This is a genomic window from Serratia inhibens (genome assembly GCF_003591175.1).
GTDB lineage: Bacteria > Pseudomonadota > Gammaproteobacteria > Enterobacterales > Enterobacteriaceae > Serratia > Serratia inhibens.
Genome location: NZ_QYYG01000001.1, coordinates 653,259 through 670,666, shown reverse-complemented (window position 1 = coordinate 670,666; position 17,408 = coordinate 653,259). Strand labels below are relative to the sequence as shown.

The following is a 17,408-nucleotide window of genomic DNA, read 5'->3' as shown; positions in this document are numbered from 1 at the left end:
CTCCTTAGCGATGACCGTAAACGCGTGGTTGCGTGTAGTGGTCGATCAGCGGCACGGTAATATTGGCCAGCAACACGGCGAAGGCCACGCCGTCCGGGTAGCCGCCATAAACGCGGATCAGCCACACCAGCACGCCAATCAGAGCGCCGTAAATCAGGCGGCCTTTCGGGGTGGTGGAGGCGCTGACCGGGTCGGTGGCGATAAAGAACGCGCCCAGCATGCTGGCACCGGAAAACAGGTGGATCAGCGGCGAAGCCTGATGCGCAGGATCAAACCACCAGGCCAGGCCGGAGCAGAAGGCGATGGTCGCCAGCATGCTGAACGGGATCTGCCAGTGAATCAGGCGGCGCGCCAGCATAAACAGACCGCCCGCCAGGAAGCCGAGGTTGATCCACTGCCAACCGATGCCGGCAAGCGTGCCGCCGAACAGCGGTTGTTGCAGCATCTGCTCGACGCTATGACCGCTGCGCAGGCCGGTTTTGAAACCGTCCAAAGGGGTAGCCTGGCTGATGCCGTCAATGCCCATTTGCAGCTCATGAATAGTGGCGCCCTGCGCGGTATGGCCGCTGAAAATAGCCAGCAGGGTGTCCTGGAACGACAGGGCGCTGGCGCGCAGTTCATCCGGCGGCAGCCAACTGGTCATCTGCACCGGGAAGGCGATCAGCAGCACCACGTAACCGACCATGGCCGGATTGAAGGGGTTTTGCCCCAGGCCGCCGTAAAGCTGTTTGGCGATAACGATGGCAAAGAAGGTACCGATAACAATCATCCACCAGGGGGCCAGCGGCGGCAGGCTGATACCGAGCAGCAGCGCGGTCAGCAGCGCCGAGTTGTCTGCCAGCCGGGCGCGTACCGGCAATTTGCGCAGGGCGAGGATAGCGCCTTCCGCCAGCAGGGCGACGATCATCGCCAGCGCGGTTTGGATCAGGTTGCCGTAGCCGAAAAACCACACCTGCGCCGCCATACCCGGAATGCAAGCCAGCATCACCCACAGCATGATGCGACTGGTGCTTTGCTGGTTATGGGTGAAAGGGGAACTGGCGATGTGCAAGCCTTTGGCGGCTGTTTGTTGTACCGGCCTGAACTTCATAGAATCACTACACCTATCTTTGCCGTGCATCGGCAGGTTCTACGCGCCTCACAGCGGAGGCACAGGGAAAATAACAGCGCTGCATTCTACCTCAATCACTGAAAGGGTAATACGTCTTAATTGTAGGGGTATTAGGCTTTTAGCACGGGCTGCGCTGCGGTTTAATCACCCTGTGGCGCGATCGGATTTTTTTCTGCGGTAAAATTGCGCTAGCTTGAACATGCAGTAGCCAAACTGTTGGCATCGCGGACCGGAGTCAGGTCACAACCACAGGATTTGTATGTTATTTTTGGTACGTTTTTTCGCACAAAATAACAACTTTTACATAATCCATGTAGGTTATTATCCCGAGTAATATTGAGTTAGTGAATGCATAATAATGACTAATGAAGATGTATTTTTTATTGAAGAATTAATTGAGTGGGTTGAGATACATCTGGAGAAACGGCCAAATCTGGACGAAGTCGCGCGCATTTCCGGCTACTCCAAATGGCACCTGCAGCGCAAATTCAAGCGTATCACCGGGATTCAGCTCGCCACCTATATCCGTTCACGCATCCTGACGCGTGCCGCAGTCGCGTTACGTATTACCCACCGCTCGATCATCGACATCTCAGACGAGTTGGGCTTTGATTCCCAGCAGACCTTTACGCGCATGTTCAAACAGCGTTTCGACACCACGCCCAATCGTTATCGTTCGATGGACAAATGGGATGTAAAGAGCCTGATGCCGCGCTTCAGTTTCGACGCCAGTTTCGCGGCCGATTACTATCCGGAGGTGAAACGTGTAACGCTGCCGGATATGCAACTGGTTGGTTTCTCGCGCCAGCTGGATTTTGCCGTTGAAACGGAAATCGAACATGCTTCTTGCATGGCGATGAAGGACGAGATTTTTACCGATTTCTTTCGCGGGCTGAATGTGGACTGCCGCCGGGTATACAGCATCCACTCCGCCCGTAACCGTGATGACAAGCAGTGCTCATCCACTCACGTTATGGCGGTGGAAGCGGAGAACAAAAAGGATATTCTTTCGGGGCATCAGATCGACAATATTCATATTCCCGGCCGCGAGTATATTTCGATCAACCATCTGGGCACGGCGAAAGAGTGCTTGCAGTTCTTCTCTTATCTGGTGACCCACGTAATGCCGGGGCTGCGTCATGAGGTGCTGGGCAGCGTAGAAATGGAAATTATTCAAACCAAGGAATGGAATCAGGACTTGAAGATGCGTCAGATCGACGTCGATTATACCTATCTGATTTCTATTGATTAGGCTGCGTCCCTTAATGATCCGTGGTGCATTCGCAGTTCCATCAAGGGACACAGCCTAACGCGCCTTGCGTTCTGCAAGGCGCTTTCTTCCGTTACTCTTTTTCCGCCTCGGCTGTAGCCAGACTCTGCGCCGCCTTTTTGGCTTTGACGCGGGCGATGGCCGCCGCGACCGCCGCCTTGCGCGGATCTTCTTCCGTCACCGCCGTTGCCGGTTCGGCCGGCGTGGCTTCGACAGGCGTTTCGACACCGGCTTGCTGCGCCGCCTTTTTGGCTTTGACGCGGGCGATGGCCGCCGCGACCGCCGCCTTGCGCGGATCTTCTTCCGTCACCGCGGTTGCCGGTTCAGCCGGCGTGGCTTCGACAGGCGTTTCGACACCGGCTTGCTGCGCCGCCTTTTTGGCTTTGGCGCGGGCAATGGCCGCCGCGACCGCCGCCTTGCGCGGATCTTCTTCCGTCACCGCGGTTGCCGGTTCGGCCGGCGTGGCTTCGACAGGCGTTTCGACACCGGCTTGCTGCGCCGCCTTTTTGGCTTTGGCGCGGGCAATGGCCGCCGCGACCGCCGCCTTGCGTGGATCTTCTTCCGTCACCGCGGTTGCCGGTTCGGCCGGCGCGGTGTCGACAGGCGTTTCAACCTCTTGCTGTGCGGCTTTTTTGGCTTTTACCCGCGCCAACGCAGCGGCAACCGCCGCTTTACGCAGGTCTTCACCTTCAGCGACCGTTGCCGCATCTGGAGCGGTTGTCGTCTCCAACTGAGCGCGACGTTCGCGTGCCTGTGCCTTGCGGGCTTCGCGGGCAGCAATCATCTCGCTGTTGTCTGGGGCATCACCGCTCACCGTGCCGGTCGCAGGCGTGGCATTTTTACTGCGTACGCGCGCCAGAGCGGCCTGGACGGCATCCTGATCGTCATCGGTCAGCTTGACCGCGGCTTTTTTGTGGCGCTCTTCACGCGCCAGTTTTTCGCGTTCCAGTCGCGCCAGCTTGGCTTCATAACGCGCCTTGGCTTCGGCGGTACGCGCGGCTTCCTGATCGATGGCTTTGATCTCGGCCTTTTCCTGGCGGTAGTACTGCACCAACGGGATATTGCTTGGACAGACAAAGGCGCAGGCGCCACATTCAATGCAATCGAACAGATTATGATTGCGGGCTTTTTCGTGTTCTTCGCCGCGGCTGAACCAGTAAAGCTGTTGCGGCAGCAGGCCTGCCGGGCAGGCGTCGACACACAGACCGCAGCGGATACAGGACTGTTCCGGCTCCTGCGGTGCCATTTCGCTGACCGACGGGGCCAGAATGCAGTTGCTGATTTTAACGATCGGTACGTTAAGGGCGGGCAGGGTAAAGCCCATCAGCGGGCCGCCCATCACCACCATTTGCTGCGCCTGCGGCTGGAAGCCGGCAAAATTCAACAGATGCTGCACCGGCGTGCCGATGCGCGCCCACAGATTGCCCGGCTGGCTAAGCGCATCGCCGGTCAGGGTCACCACGCGTTCGATCAGCGGTTCGCCGTCGACAATGGCGCGTTTAATGGCGAAAGCGGTGCCGACGTTTTGCATCAACACGCCGATGGCGGAAGAGTGCTTGCCGTGTGGCACTTCCTTGCCGAGCAGGATCTTGGTGAGCTGCTTGGCACCGCCGGAAGGGTATTTGGTCGGGATCACCCGCAGGGCGATGCCCGGTTGATCGCGCAACGCCAGCTTCAGTGCGTCGATCGCTTCCGGCTTGTTGTCTTCGATGCCGATCAGCGTGACCTTGGGTTGCAGCAGGTGACGCAAAATCTGCGTGCCTTCGATAATCTGGTCGGCGTGTTCGCGCATCAGACGGTCGTCGGCGGTGATATAAGGCTCGCATTCGGCGGCGTTGAGGATCAGCGTTTCCACGCCGCTCATGCCGCCCTGCAGCTTGCTGGCGGTCGGGAAACCGGCGCCACCCAGCCCGGCGATGCCGGCCTGATGAATGCGTTGCAATAGATCCTGCGCCGCCAATTGACGGTAATCCGCCACCGGCTCGCGTTCGCACCAGCGGTCTTCGCCGTCCGCCTGGATTATCACGCACAGCTCAGCCAACCCGGAAGGGTGGGCGGTGATATGCGGTTTGATGGCACTGACGATGCCGGAAGTCGGCGCATGTACCGGCACCGTACGGCCTCGGCCAAGGGTCAACGGTTGGCCCTTCAACACCCGGTCGCCGACGTTGACGCACAGCTCGCCTTCCGGCCCAAGATGTTGTTGCAGGGGAATAATAAAGCGCTCGGCCAACGGAGCTGTGCGCAGTGGCGTTCCGCTGGACTGAGTCTTCATTTCCGGTGGATGGATCCCGCCATCGAAATCCCAAATCCGGTCTTTTTTGAAGGCGGCGAACAGATTAAGCATGTTGCTCCACGTGGATCACTTGCACCGGGATCGTCTTCATATCCCACTTCCAGTTGGCAGTGGTGGTGGCGACCGGCTTCATTTCAATACAATCGGTAGGGCACGGCGCAACGCACAGGTCACAGCCGGTACAGAGATCGGTAATTACGGTGTGCATGGCGCGAGTGGCGCCGACGATGGCATCCACCGGGCAGGCCTGAATGCACTTGGTACAACCGATGCAGTTGGCTTCATCAATGTAGGCCACCTGGCGCACCGGTTCGGCGGCGGCTTCGCTGCCCAACGGTTGCGGCTCGACGTTAAGCAGCTCTGCCAGTTTCAGCATCACCTGCTCGCCGCCCGGCGCGCATTTGTTGATCATCTCGCCGTTGGCGACGGCTTCGGCATAAGGGCGACAGCCGGGGTAGCCGCACTGGCCGCATTGGCTCTGCGGCAGGATCTCGTCGACCTGTTCGGCCACCGGATCTTCTTCCACTTCAAAGCGGCGGGCGGCAAAACCCAGCACCAGGCCGAACAACAGGCCGAGGGCGCTAAGCGCAGCAATAGCAATCCATAACGCCGTCATTAGAATTTCACCAGCCCGGTAAAGCCCATAAAGGCCAGCGACATCAGCCCGGCGGTGATCAGCGCGATAGAAGAACCGCGGAATGGCGCAGGGACGTCGGCGACCGCCAGCCGTTCACGAATGGCGGCGAACAACACCATCACCAGCGAGAAACCGGCCGCGGCGCTAAAGCCGTACACGGCCGATTGCAGGAAGTTGTAGCCGAGATTGACGTTAAGCAAGGCTACGCCAAGCACGGCGCAGTTGGTGGTGATCAGCGGCAGGAAGATGCCCAGCAGGCGATACAACGCAGGGCTGGTCTTGCGCACCACCATCTCGGTAAATTGCACCACAACGGCGATCACCAGAATAAATGACAGCGTGCGCAAATACACCAGATCCAGAGGAACCAGGATAAAGGTGTTGATCACCCAGGAACTGACGGAGGCCAGCGTCATGACAAAGGTGGTGGCCATTCCCATGCCGATGGCGCTTTCCAGCTTCTTGGATACGCCAAGGAACGGGCACAGGCCAAGAAACTTCACCAAAACGAAGTTATTCACCAGGACGGTGCCGACAAACAGGAGCAGGTATTCGGTCATTGCGATGCCTAAAAAAATAAAAGCCGCCTATTATCGGGAATTGGCGGCGTAACGACAACATATGTATAGCAGGGTTATTGCTCTTTCCGCCCTTTTTTGGCGAAAATTTACACAATTATCCGTATAAAACGTGCCACAACGCTATTCAGCGCTCGGTAAAGGTGCCTTTTACCCGCTGGGAACGCTTCATATAGGGTACCAGCAGCGCCGCCATCAGCAGTGGCCAACCCAGACTGCGCACCGCCAACTCGTCCGGTACCGGCGCAAAGGCGAAGGCTTTTATCGCCAACAGCACGGTGATCAACAACCACACCAGGAACAGTTTGGGGAAACGCTGCGAGCGCTGGCAAAACAGCCACAGCAGCCACAGGGTAAAGCACCACATCGCCAGCGTGGTCAGGACGGACAAATACCATTGCAGGGTAAATGCCTGGGCGTTGGTCAGCAGGTATTCACGCGATTCCGGCATGAAAATCGCCATGCCATACAGGAGCATCATCAGGCTGGCGCTAAGCAGGGTGACAATCATATAGGCCATCGGGGCCAGCAACCAACCGCCAATACGGGTGTATTCAGCTTGAGACATAAACGGCTTCCTGGGTAAGACATGAAGCCGCATAGCTTAGCGGGTAATAGGGGGTTAGTCATCAATATCAAGCGGATGGTCGGGATCTGGGGGCGAGGGCAGCACGTTTGGCTACCGGCAGCCGGTTTTGCCCCCGGCTGCCGACAGATTAACGGCGGTTTAACTGATAGTAAGCTTCGTTCCAGCGGATCTCATTTTTGAACGCCGGCAGTGCGGTGGCGTTATCGATCAACAAAAACTCGATGTTGTGCATCTCGGCGTACAGCCGCAGTTGGTCTGCGTCCAGCGCCTGGGAGAACACGGTGTGGTGCGCGCCGCCGGCCAGGATCCAGGCTTCTGCGGCGGTGGCCAACGTCGGCTGAGCCCGCCAGATGGCGCGCGCTACCGGCAACTTGGGCAGCGGGTGCGGCTGTTCCACGGTATCCACCTGATTGACCAGCAGGCGGAAACGGTCACCCATGTCGATCAGGCTGGCGTTAACCGCCGGGCCGGCGGGGGTGGAGAAAATCAGTCGCGCCGGATCCGCCTTGCCGCCGATGCCGAGCGGCTGAATGTCCAGCAACGGTTTGCTTTCTTTGGCGATCGACGGGCAGACCTCCAGCATGTGCGAACCGACCACCAGATCGTTGCCCGGCTGGAAGTGATAAGTGTAATCCTCCATAAACGAGGTGCCGCCGTTCAGCCCATCGGCCATCACTTTCAGGATGCGCAGCAGCGCGGCGGTCTTCCAGTCTCCTTCGCCGCCAAAGCCGTAACCCTGTTGCATCAGGCGTTGCACCGCCAGCCCCGGCAACTGCTTCATGCCGTGCAGGTCTTCAAAGTTGGTGGTAAAGGCCTGGAAATTGCCCTGTTCCAGAAAACGTTTCATCCCCAGCTCGATGCGTGCCGCGTCGATCAGGTTCTCGCGCTTTTCACCGTTGATTTGCGCCGCGTCGCTCAGCACATAGCTGGCTTCGTACTCTTCAATCAGGCTGTCCACATCGCCGCGGCTGACCTCATTGATCACGCTGACCAAATCGCCGATGCCATAGGCATTGACCGAGTAGCCGAACTGGATCTGCGCGCCGACCTTATCACCCTCGGTCACCGCCACTTCACGCATGTTGTCGCCAAAACGCGCCACTTTCAGTTGCCGGCTCGCCTGTTTGGCGGCGGCGGCGCGCATCCACTGGGCAATGCGGCGGTGCGCTTCAGGATCCTGCCAGTGGCCGGCAACCACGCTGTGCTGTTGGCGCATGCGGGCGCCGATAAAGCCGAACTCGCGGCCGCCGTGGGCGGTCTGGTTCAGGTTCATAAAGTCCATATCCATGCTGTCCCAGGGCACCTGGGCATTGAACTGGGTATGGAATTGCAGCAGCGGTTTGTTGAGGATAGACAGCCCGGCGATCCACATTTTGGCCGGCGAGAAGGTGTGCAGCCAGGTCAGGATACCGATGCACTCCTGGCGATAGTTGGCGTCGCGGCACAGGGCGGTAATTTCATCCGGTGTGGTGACCAGCGGTTTCAGCACCAGTTTTACCGGCAATCCTGCCTCGCGGTTGAGACTTTCCACCACCTGTTCGGCGTGCGCCTTGACCTGTTGCAGGGTTTGCGGGCCGTACAGGTGCTGGCTGCCGATGGCGAACCAGACTTCATGCTGCTTAAATGCATCCATCAGAGACTCCTGGGGGTTAGTGTCGGGTATCGAAATTCAGCATGGCGAATCTGCGCCAGCGGCGTAACGCGGCTCGGCGGCCAGGCACCATTGCTGATAACGTTGATAAAGCTGTTGATAGCGTGCGACACGTTGCGGATCCGGCTGCAGCGTGCGTTCGATGCCGCAGGCCATTTGGCGCTGCGCCTCGGGTACGCTGCTGAAACGGCCGGCGGCCACGGCGGCGAAGATCGCCGCACCCAGCGCGCAGCATTGATCGGAGGCGACAATTTGCAGCGGGCGGTTCATCACATCGGCGCAGGCCTGCATGATCGTCGGTGATTTACGCGCGATACCGCCCATCGCCAGTACGTTGTCGACCGGGATATCCTGCTGTTCGAAGCACTCCATGATGGCGCGGGCGCCAAAGGCGGTGGCGGCAATAAATCCGCCAAACAGCGTCGGCGCATCGGTGCCGAGGTTCAGATCGGTAATCACGCCTTTCAGACGCTGGTTGGCGTAGGGAGTACGGCGGCCGTTAAACCAGTCCAGCACCACCGGCAGGTGATCCAGCGACGGATTGTCGGCCCAGGATTCGGTCAGCGCGGCCAGCAGACCGGCTTCAATCTGTTTCAACTGCGGTTGCAGTTCGGGGTGGTTTTTCGCCGCCTCATGCAACGGCCAACTCAGCAAACGGCTGAACCAGGCATACATATCGCCAAAGGCCGATTGTCCGGCCTCCAGGCCTATCAGTTCCGGCACCACGCTGCCGTCGACCTGGCCGCAGATGCCTTCGATGGCGCGCCCGTCGACCCGCTGGCGATCGGCGATCAGGATGTCGCAGGTGGAGGTGCCAATCACCTTCACCAGGGTATAGGGCTGGGCCCCGGCGCCCACCGCGCCCATATGGCAGTCGAATGCGCCGCCGGACAACACCACGCTCTCAGGCAGCCCGAGGCGTGCCGCCCACTCGGCGGTGAGCGTGCCGACCGGCAAATCGGCGGTGTGAGAGTCTTCAAACAAAGGCCAGGGCAGGTCTTCGACCAGCAGCGGATCGAGCGCGGCGAAGAACGCTTTCGGCGGCAGGCCGCCCCAGTCGGGGTGCCACAGCGTTTTATGCCCGACGCTGCAGCGCCCGCGTTTCAAACGTTGCGGGGCGGTGGTGCCCGACAGCAGCGCAGGCACCCAGTCGCACAGTTCCACCCAAGAGGCGGCGGCCTGGCGCACCCCGGCGTCCTGACGCGAAACGTGCAAAATCTTGGCCCAGAACCATTCGGATGAATAGACGCCGCCGATATAGCGCGAATAGTCGGGGAAATCGCCGCTGCGGCAAAGCCGGTTGATGGCGTCGGCTTCCTCGATGGCGGTGTGATCTTTCCACAGCACAAACATGGCGTTCGGGTTGTCGGCAAACTCCGGCCGCAGCGCCAGCACCTTGCCTTGCGCGTCAATCGGCGCAGGCGTGGAACCGGTAGAATCGACCCCGATGCCGATCACCTGCAGCCGTTGCTGCGGGGACATACGCTGCACCAGGCTGACGATCGCCTGTTCCATGGCTTCTATATAGTCGAGTGGGTGGTGGCGAAATCGGTTCTCTGCAGCGTTGCAGAATTCGCCGCGCTGCCAGCGAGGGTAGTAAACCACTTCGGTATCCAGCTCCTGGCCGTTATGGCAGTCAACCGCCAATACCCGCACCGAATCGCTGCCGAAGTCCAATCCCAGGGCAATAGCGCCTGCCGTCATGATGTTGACTCCTGATGTGTTAATACGCTGTGACAACCATAGGAGCCTGAGCGGTGGGCAGGTGAGGAGCCATTAGCTGGAAGTATGCACTTTTCTGCTTCGCACAGTGATTTTGTGACGGTTGTCATAAGTTAACGCTTGGCGGAATTCGCTAAATATATGCACATATCTGCTGTATTCCACGGATGTGATAGCGCTCTACATTTTGGCAACAAATACCCGCTAAAACTTAATCCGTCTTACAGCTGGTGTTGGGAGATGCCGCGCAAACAAGCGGCGCACCGACAACAGGCACCCTAATGATAACGTTTTCACGGCGAGCGAATTTATTCGCCGAAGAGAACAACACTGCGGAGAGCATCATGCATAAATTCACTAAGGCGCTGGCGGTACTGGGTCTGGCGGCCGTTATGTCACATTCGGCTGTCGCCGAGACCATGAAGCTGGGCTTTTTGGTCAAGCAGCCAGAGGAACCCTGGTTCCAGACCGAATGGAAATTTGCCGACAAGGCCGGTAAGGATCTCGGTTTTGAAGTGATCAAAATTGCCGTGCCGGACGGGGAAAAAACCCTTAACGCCATCGACAGTCTGGCGGCCAGCGGAGCCAAGGGTTTTGTCATCTGCACGCCGGATCCGAAACTTGGCTCGGCGATCGTCGCCAAGGCGCGCAGTTACAACCTGAAAGTGATCGCCGTGGACGATCAGTTCGTCACCGCCAAAGGCAAACCTATGGACAGCGTGCCGCTGGTGATGATGGCGGCTACCAAAATCGGTGAGCGCCAGGGCCAGGAACTGTGGAAAGAGATGAACAAACGCGGCTGGAAACCGGCGGACACCGCCGTGATGGCGATCACCGCCGATGAGCTGGATACCGCCCGTCGCCGCACCGGCGGTTCGATTGCCGCGTTGAAAGCGGCCGGCTTCCCGGAAAAACAAATCTACTCGGTGCCGACCAAGTCCAACGATATCCCGGGTGCGTTCGATGCCGCCAACTCGATGCTGGTGCAACATCCTGAAGTGAAAAACTGGCTGATTGTCGGCATGAACGACAACACCGTGCTGGGCGGCGTGCGCGCAACCGAAGGCCAGGGTTTCAAGGCGCCGAACGTGATCGGCATCGGCATCAACGGTGTGGACGCGGTCAGCGAACTGTCCAAGGCGCAGGCTACCGGTTTCTACGGCTCGCTGCTGCCAAGCCCGGACATTCACGGCTACAAAAGCATTCAGATGCTGCATGACTGGGTAGAGAAGGGCGTGGAGCCGCAGAAATTTACCGAAGTGACCGACGTGGTGCTGATCACCCGCGACAACTTTAAAACCGAACTGCAGAAAAAAGGCCTGATGTAATCACCGAGCCGCCCGCAGCGTTAACGCCGGGCGGCATTTTTGACCGCAGGAGGATCGCATTATGACCGCCGCATTGCCGTATCTGACGTTTAAAGGCATCGGTAAAACCTTCCCGGGCGTGAAGGCGCTGGATGATATCAGTTTCAGCTGCCAGGCCGGGCAGATCCACGCGTTGATGGGGGAAAACGGCGCCGGGAAATCCACGCTGCTGAAAATCCTCAGCGGCAACTACGCGCCGACCCAGGGCGAAATTCAGTTGAAAGGCCAGCCGGTACAGTTCACCAACACCACAGATGCCTTGAACGCCGGGGTGGCGATTATCTACCAGGAGCTGCATCTGGTGCCGGAAATGACGGTGGCGGAGAACATTTATCTCGGCCAGTTGCCGACCAAACTCGGGCTGGTGGATCGCAAGCTGTTGCGTTACGAATCCCGCTTGCAGCTGGAGCATCTCGGGTTGGATATCGACCCGGATACGCCGCTGAAATACCTGTCGATCGGCCAGTGGCAGATGGTGGAAATCGCCAAGGCGTTGGCGCGCAACGCCAAGGTGATCGCATTTGACGAACCCACCAGTTCGCTGTCCGCCAGAGAGATTGAGCAATTGTTCCGGGTGATCCGCGAACTGCGCGCCGAAGGGCGGGTGATCCTCTACGTTTCGCACCGTATGGAGGAGATCTTTGCCCTCAGCGATGCCATTACGGTATTCAAAGACGGCCGCTATGTGCGCACTTTTGACGACATGAGCCAGGTCAACAACGCGCAACTGGTGCAGGCGATGGTGGGCCGCGATATCGCCGACGTCTACGGTTATCAGCCGCGTGAACTGGGGCCGGTGAGGTTGACGCTACAGGGGTTGCAGGCGCCTGGCGTCAAAACCCCTATCGATCTGAGCGTGCGTGCCGGGGAAATTGTCGGGCTGTTCGGCCTGGTGGGTGCCGGGCGCAGCGAACTGATGAAGGGCATTTTCGGCGCCACGCGGGTCAGTAGCGGGCAACTGACGCTGGATGGCCAGCGGCTGGATATCCGTTCGCCGATAGACGCTATCCGCGCCGGCATCATGCTGTGCCCGGAGGACCGCAAGGCGGACGGCATCATTCCTGTGCATTCGGTGCGAGACAACATCAACATCAGCGCACGGCGTAAAAGCATCCGCGCAGGCTGCCTGATCAATAACGGCTGGGAGGTCAGCAATGCCGACCATCACATCCGTGCGCTGAATATCAAAACCCCAAGTGCCGGTCAGCTGATTATGAATTTATCCGGCGGTAACCAGCAGAAGGCGATTCTGGGCCGCTGGCTGTCGGAAGAAATGAAAGTGATCCTGCTGGATGAACCGACGCGCGGTATCGACGTCGGCGCCAAGCATGAAATTTACCATGTGATTTACCAACTGGCGCAGCAGGGCATCGCGGTGCTGTTCGCTTCCAGCGATTTGCCCGAAGTGCTGGGGCTGGCGGACCGCATCATCGTGATGCGCGAAGGCGCCATTTCCGGCGAGTTACAGCACGACGATGCCAACGAGGAAAAAGCCCTCAGCCTGGCGATGCTGCGCACCCCCGATATTGCCCCTGATGCCGCTGCGGCGGTGGCCTGATTGTGAAGGAGAAAGAGATGTCGACCATAACGACCCATTCTGTGAAAAACCGCAGCGGCCGGGGGCTGACGCGTATCTGGGACAGCTACGGCATGCTGGTGGTGTTCGCGGTGCTGTTTATCGCCTGCGTAGTGTTTGTGCCTAACTTCGGCTCTTTCATCAACATGAAAGGGCTGGGGTTGGCGATATCCATGTCCGGCATGGTGGCCTGCGGCATGCTGTTTTGCCTGGCCTCCGGCGACTTCGATCTGTCCGTCGCCTCGGTCATCGCTTGCGCCGGGGTCACCACTGCGGTGGTGATCAACCTGACCGAAAGCCTGTGGATCGGCGTAGGCGCCGGCCTGCTGTTGGGCGTGGCGTCGGGGTTGATTAACGGCTTCGTCATCGCACGGCTGAAAATCAACGCCCTGATCACCACGTTGGCCACCATGCAGATCTTGCGCGGCCTGGCCTACATCATTTCCGACGGCAAAGCGGTGGGCATTGAAGACGAACGCTTCTTCACCCTGGGCTACGCCAACTGGCTGGGGCTGCCTGCACCGATCTGGATCACCGTCGCCTGCCTGATCCTGTTCGGTTTCCTGCTCAACAAAACCACCTTTGGCCGCAATACGCTGGCGATCGGCGGCAACGAAGAGGCGGCGCGCCTGGCCGGGGTGCCGGTGGTGCGCACTAAAATCATCATCTTTGTGCTGTCCGGGCTGGTTTCGGCCGCCGCCGGCATCATTCTGGCTTCGCGCATGACCAGCGGCCAGCCGATGACCTCGATCGGCTATGAGCTGATCGTGATCTCGGCCTGCGTACTGGGCGGGGTGTCGCTGAAGGGCGGTATCGGCAAGATTTCCTACGTTATCGCCGGCATCCTGATCCTCGGGACGGTAGAGAACGCAATGAATTTGCTGAATATTTCGCCGTTCTCGCAATATGTGGTGCGCGGCGTGATCCTGTTGGCGGCGGTAATTTTCGACCGCTACAAACAGCAGGCCAAACGCACGGCGTAGAAAATCGCTAACCCTGCTCACAGTTCTGCCATCGGCTCAGGCAGTAATCTGCCGGGCCGATACACTTGGTTATACCCGTCGTCTTTCAAGCTGCAGCGTTGTTGCCTGCACTAACTCACCCCAGTTACTTACTTAAGTAAGCGCCTGGGGATGAGTGAGCTGGGCGCCTAGCAGTGCTGTACAGGGATGTACGAATGCCGCGAGCGCATGGATGCGCTAGAGCGGCCAACTTGAAAGCCATAGGGTATAGGATTGTTATCTAAGCTATAAGTTCGTTGCTGAAACCGTTCCGGGAGGACCGATGTATCATCGCATGGCACAGGAACCGCAACCGAACCCGCTGTTACCGGGTTACACCTTCAATGCCTATCTGGTGGCCGGGCTGACGCCGATCATGGCGGACGGCCCGCTGGATTTCTTTATCGACCGCCCCGGCGGCATGAAGGGCTATATTCTCAACCTGACCATCAAGGGCCAGGGCAAGGTGTTTGACGGCGAGGACACCTTATACTGCAATCCCGGCGACCTGCTGCTGTTTCCTCCCAAGGCATCCCATTACTATGGCCGTTCACCGGACAGCGACTGCTGGTATCACCGCTGGGTCTATTTCCGCCCGCGCGCCTACTGGGCCGATTGGTTGGAATGGCACAGCAAAACCCACGAGGTGGGGCGCCTGACGCTGCCAAACAATAACCTGTTGCTGGAATTCGATCGGTTGTTCGCCAATATCGAACAGACCCAGCGTTCCGGCCGCCGTTTTGCGGAAGAGCTGGGCATGAACCTGCTGGAACGCCTGTTGCTGCGCGCGATGGAAGAAGATCCGCTCAGCCCGCAGAAAATCATGGATCCGCGCGTCATCGAAGCCTGCCAGTTCATCACCGGCAACCTGGCGGGCGAGTTGCGCATTGACGAGGTGGCGCGCCATGTCTGCCTGTCGCCGTCGCGGCTGGCCCACCTGTTCCGTGAGCAGGTGGGCATCAATATCCTGCGCTGGCGCGAGGATCAGCGGGTGATCCGCGCCAAGCTGCTGTTGCAGACTACGCAGGAGTCGATCGCCACTATCGGCCGGGTGGTGGGTTACGACGATCAACTCTATTTTTCTCGCGTATTCCGCAAACGGGTGGGGGTCAGCCCAAGCGATTTCCGCCGCCGCAGCCTGGAGATTAACTACCCGGCGAAAAGCGAGCGCCAATCGCCTTACGCGGCTGTTACCGGCTAACTGTAGTAGCGTTGAGGACATGCGCGGTAACCGGGCTGCCAGAGGGAAAGGGAACCCGGTTACCGCGTAAAAGGGTCGGCTAGTCCAATGATGTTAAGTGCCCACCGATACCCTCTGTCCCCGACGGTAATGAAGCGTCTCGGTCACGTTGATTGAAGAGTGGGATTATTGCGCGTCGCTACCGTTAACATAACATTTACTTCTTGTTCCCACCTGCATCATGGTGTCAAATCGGATGGGTCTATAGCGAGCCAGCAAGAGGAAATACCATGGCAGAAAAAATTCGGGTTGGGCTGGTCGGTTACGGCTATGCCAGCAAAACCTTTCATGCGCCGCTGATTGTCGGCACCCCGGGTGTAGAACTGGCCGCCGTGTCGAGCAGCGATGCAGGCAAAGTGCACGCCGACTGGCCTGCGATGACCGTAGTGAGCGATCCGCAGGCGCTGTTCAACGACCCCTCTATCGATCTGATCGTCATTCCCACCCCCAACGATACCCACTTTCCGCTGGCGCAGCAGGCGATGGCCGCCGGCAAGCACGTGGTGGTAGACAAACCCTTTACCGTGACATTGTCGCAAGCGCAAGAATTGAAACAGCAGGCGGAACAGAGCGGCAAACTGTTGTCGGTGTTCCACAACCGCCGCTGGGACAGCGATTTCCTCACGCTAAAGACGCTGCTGAAAGAAGGCGCGCTCGGCGAAGTGGTTTACTTTGAATCGCATTTCGATCGCTTCCGGCCGGAAGTGCGTCAGCGCTGGCGCGAACAGGCCGGTGCCGGCACCGGCATCTGGTACGATTTGGGGCCGCATCTGATCGATCAGGCGCTGCAACTGTTCGGCAAGCCGCAAATGCTGTTTGTCGATCTGGGCGAACTGCGCCCTGGCTCGCAATCGGTGGATTATTTCCACGCGGTGTTGAACTACGGCAACCGCCGGGTAGTGCTGCACGGCACGGTGCTGGCAGCGGCGGAAACCGCGCGTTATATCGTGCATGGCACCCAGGGCAGCTTTATCAAGTTCGGGCTGGATCCGCAGGAAGACCGTCTTAAAGCCGGTGAGCGCCTGCCGCAGGCCGACTGGGGCTACGATATGCGCGACGGTGTAGTGACATTGTCACGTAATGGCATGCTGGCGGAGACGCCGTTGCTGAGCATTCCCGGCAACTACCCGGCTTATTACGCGGCAATCCGCGATGCGATTAACGGCGAGGGCGAAAACCCGGTGCCGGCCGACGACGCCATCAAAGTGATGGAAATGATCGAGCTGGGCATTGAGTCTGCGAAACAGCAAAAGGCGCTGCCGGTAGTCTGAACGCAGTAGCTTCCGCCATTTATGGTTCCGGGTTCGCGGGTCGAACCCGTTTTACTCTTCGAGGGATCCCTATTCATGTCCTGGTTACAGCGTCTGCGTATTGATAAGTTTTTATTGGTCCTGATTTTGGTGGTGATCGTCGCCTCGATCTTCCCCTGCGAAGGGGTATGGAAAACTTTCTTCGAACGCCTGACAACCGCTGCCATTGCGCTGCTGTTCTTTATGCATGGCGCCAAGCTGTCGCGCGAGGCGATTATCGCCGGCATGAGCCACTGGAAACTGCATCTGGTGGTGTTTCTCAGTACTTTCGCGCTGTTCCCGCTATTGGGGCTGACGATGAATTGGATGGTGCCGGGGCTGATGACGCCGACGGTTTATCTGGGCTTCCTTTATCTGTGCGCGCTGCCGGCGACGGTTCAGTCGGCTATCGCCTTTACTTCTGCGGCGGGCGGTAACGTGGCCGCGGCGATTTGCAGCGCTTCGGCGTCCAGTATCCTCGGCGTTTTCCTGTCGCCGCTGCTGGTGGGGGCCTTGATGCATACCCAGGGTGGAAACACCGACGTGCTGCACGCCATTGGTTCGATAATCCTGCAACTGATGGTGCCGTTTGTGGTGGGGCACCTGGCGCGGCCGTTGATCGGTAAATGGGTCGATCGCCACCGTAAACTGATCAACATCACTGACCGTTCATCGATATTGCTGGTGGTGTATACCGCGTTCAGTGCGGCGGTGGTGGAAGGCATCTGGCACCGGATTGATGGCTGGTCGTTGCTGACCATTCTGGTGATGTCGCTGGTGCTGCTGACGGTGGTGCTGATTATTAACACTTACACTGCGCGCTGGCTGGGGTTCGATACCGCCGATGAGATCACCATTGTGTTCTGCGGCTCGAAAAAGAGCCTGGCGAACGGCATTCCGATGGCCAACGTGCTGTTTCCGGCCGCAGCGGTGGGGGCCATGGTGCTGCCGCTGATGATTTTCCATCAGGTGCAACTGATGGTGTGCGCCGTACTGGCGCAGCGCTATGCGCGCAAAACCGCCAAACAGCGAGAGGCGTTGGCGTTGAAATAAACCGGGGCGCGTTATACGCGCCCCTTGC

14 protein-coding genes are annotated in these 17,408 nt (G+C 58.9%); 7 read left to right on the top strand and 7 right to left on the bottom strand.

Annotation, left to right across the window (positions count from 1 at the left end; translation table 11 throughout):
* Positions 1-4: 4 nt before the first annotated feature.
* The gene (gene rsxD, locus D4100_RS03100; RefSeq protein ID WP_119803046.1) at positions 5-1,090 is read right to left on the bottom strand and encodes an electron transport complex subunit RsxD; all 1,086 of its coding nucleotides are present in this window, start codon (positions 1,088-1,090) and stop codon (positions 5-7) included.
* A gap of 379 nt (positions 1,091-1,469) precedes the next feature.
* On the opposite strand from rsxD, the gene D4100_RS03095 reads away from it, so the two are divergent.
* Positions 1,470-2,363 (top strand): helix-turn-helix domain-containing protein, encoded by an 894-nt coding sequence (locus D4100_RS03095; protein WP_119803045.1) that lies wholly within the window; start codon positions 1,470-1,472, stop codon positions 2,361-2,363.
* Positions 2,364-2,454: 91 nt separating this feature from the next.
* Here the strand turns inward: D4100_RS03095 and rsxC are convergent, their stop codons facing one another.
* From rsxC to D4100_RS03065, 6 genes are all read right to left on the bottom strand, one after another.
* Positions 2,455-4,728, bottom strand: a complete 2,274-nt coding sequence (rsxC, locus tag D4100_RS03090) for an electron transport complex subunit RsxC (protein ID WP_119803043.1) — start codon at positions 4,726-4,728, stop codon at positions 2,455-2,457.
* Positions 4,721-5,293 (bottom strand): electron transport complex subunit RsxB, encoded by a 573-nt coding sequence (gene rsxB / locus D4100_RS03085; RefSeq protein ID WP_004943888.1) that lies wholly within the window; start codon positions 5,291-5,293, stop codon positions 4,721-4,723. The genes rsxC and rsxB overlap by 8 nt, the downstream gene beginning before the upstream one ends.
* Positions 5,293-5,874 (bottom strand): electron transport complex subunit RsxA, encoded by a 582-nt coding sequence (rsxA, locus tag D4100_RS03080; RefSeq protein ID WP_065506225.1) that lies wholly within the window; start codon positions 5,872-5,874, stop codon positions 5,293-5,295. The genes rsxB and rsxA overlap by 1 nt, the downstream gene beginning before the upstream one ends.
* A 145-nt stretch (positions 5,875-6,019) precedes the next feature.
* Positions 6,020-6,460 (bottom strand): DUF2569 domain-containing protein, encoded by a 441-nt coding sequence (locus D4100_RS03075; protein WP_062870685.1) that lies wholly within the window; start codon positions 6,458-6,460, stop codon positions 6,020-6,022.
* Positions 6,461-6,608: 148 nt separating this feature from the next.
* Positions 6,609-8,114, bottom strand: coding sequence for an L-arabinose isomerase (araA, locus tag D4100_RS03070; protein ID WP_119803041.1), 1,506 nt, complete (start codon positions 8,112-8,114; stop codon positions 6,609-6,611).
* A 36-nt stretch (positions 8,115-8,150) separates the two neighbouring features.
* On the bottom strand, positions 8,151-9,836 hold the full coding sequence (locus D4100_RS03065; RefSeq protein ID WP_119803039.1) for a ribulokinase: 1,686 nt from the start codon (positions 9,834-9,836) through the stop codon (positions 8,151-8,153).
* A 362-nt stretch (positions 9,837-10,198) separates the two neighbouring features.
* Here D4100_RS03065 and D4100_RS03060 point away from each other — a divergent pair, with 362 nt between their 5' ends.
* The 6 genes from D4100_RS03060 to D4100_RS03035 all read left to right on the top strand — a co-directional run bounded on the left by D4100_RS03060 (position 10,199) and on the right by D4100_RS03035 (position 17,380).
* Positions 10,199-11,182: an arabinose ABC transporter substrate-binding protein gene (locus D4100_RS03060; protein ID WP_065506228.1), complete on the top strand. Its 984-nt coding sequence runs from the start codon at positions 10,199-10,201 to the stop codon at positions 11,180-11,182.
* Between the two features lie 61 nt (positions 11,183-11,243).
* Complete coding sequence (gene araG / locus D4100_RS03055) at positions 11,244-12,779, top strand: L-arabinose ABC transporter ATP-binding protein AraG (protein WP_065506229.1); 1,536 nt, start codon at positions 11,244-11,246, stop codon at positions 12,777-12,779.
* 17 nt (positions 12,780-12,796) lie between these two features.
* Positions 12,797-13,780: an L-arabinose ABC transporter permease AraH gene (araH, locus tag D4100_RS03050; RefSeq protein WP_065506230.1), complete on the top strand. Its 984-nt coding sequence runs from the start codon at positions 12,797-12,799 to the stop codon at positions 13,778-13,780.
* 301 nt (positions 13,781-14,081) lie between these two features.
* Positions 14,082-14,999, top strand: coding sequence for an arabinose operon transcriptional regulator AraC (araC, locus tag D4100_RS03045; protein WP_004943909.1), 918 nt, complete (start codon positions 14,082-14,084; stop codon positions 14,997-14,999).
* 269 nt (positions 15,000-15,268) lie between these two features.
* A complete protein-coding gene (locus tag D4100_RS03040) occupies positions 15,269-16,309 on the top strand; it encodes an oxidoreductase (protein WP_119803037.1) in 1,041 nt (346 codons plus the stop codon).
* Positions 16,310-16,384: 75 nt separating this feature from the next.
* Positions 16,385-17,380, top strand: a complete 996-nt coding sequence (locus tag D4100_RS03035) for a bile acid:sodium symporter family protein (RefSeq protein ID WP_119803035.1) — start codon at positions 16,385-16,387, stop codon at positions 17,378-17,380.
* Positions 17,381-17,408: the final 28 nt, after the last annotated feature.

Excerpts from the sequence above, each read along its gene's own strand:
- D4100_RS03095 (WP_119803045.1), top strand. The coding sequence starts at position 1,470 with ATGACTAATGAAGATGTATTTTTTATTGAAGAATTAATTGAGTGGGTT.
- D4100_RS03075 (WP_062870685.1), bottom strand. The coding sequence starts at position 6,460 with ATGTCTCAAGCTGAATACACCCGTATTGGCGGTTGGTTGCTGGCCCCG.
- araC (WP_004943909.1), top strand. The coding sequence starts at position 14,082 with ATGTATCATCGCATGGCACAGGAACCGCAACCGAACCCGCTGTTACCG.
- D4100_RS03040 (WP_119803037.1), top strand. The coding sequence starts at position 15,269 with ATGGCAGAAAAAATTCGGGTTGGGCTGGTCGGTTACGGCTATGCCAGC.
- D4100_RS03060 (WP_065506228.1), top strand. The coding sequence starts at position 10,199 with ATGCATAAATTCACTAAGGCGCTGGCGGTACTGGGTCTGGCGGCCGTT.
- rsxD (WP_119803046.1), bottom strand. The coding sequence starts at position 1,090 with ATGAAGTTCAGGCCGGTACAACAAACAGCCGCCAAAGGCTTGCACATC.
- araG (WP_065506229.1), top strand. The coding sequence starts at position 11,244 with ATGACCGCCGCATTGCCGTATCTGACGTTTAAAGGCATCGGTAAAACC.
- D4100_RS03035 (WP_119803035.1), top strand. The coding sequence starts at position 16,385 with ATGTCCTGGTTACAGCGTCTGCGTATTGATAAGTTTTTATTGGTCCTG.
- rsxB (WP_004943888.1), bottom strand. The coding sequence starts at position 5,293 with ATGACGGCGTTATGGATTGCTATTGCTGCGCTTAGCGCCCTCGGCCTG.
- rsxC (WP_119803043.1), bottom strand. The coding sequence starts at position 4,728 with ATGCTTAATCTGTTCGCCGCCTTCAAAAAAGACCGGATTTGGGATTTC.
- rsxA (WP_065506225.1), bottom strand. The coding sequence starts at position 5,874 with ATGACCGAATACCTGCTCCTGTTTGTCGGCACCGTCCTGGTGAATAAC.
- D4100_RS03065 (WP_119803039.1), bottom strand. The coding sequence starts at position 9,836 with ATGACGGCAGGCGCTATTGCCCTGGGATTGGACTTCGGCAGCGATTCG.
- araH (WP_065506230.1), top strand. The coding sequence starts at position 12,797 with ATGTCGACCATAACGACCCATTCTGTGAAAAACCGCAGCGGCCGGGGG.
- araA (WP_119803041.1), bottom strand. The coding sequence starts at position 8,114 with ATGGATGCATTTAAGCAGCATGAAGTCTGGTTCGCCATCGGCAGCCAG.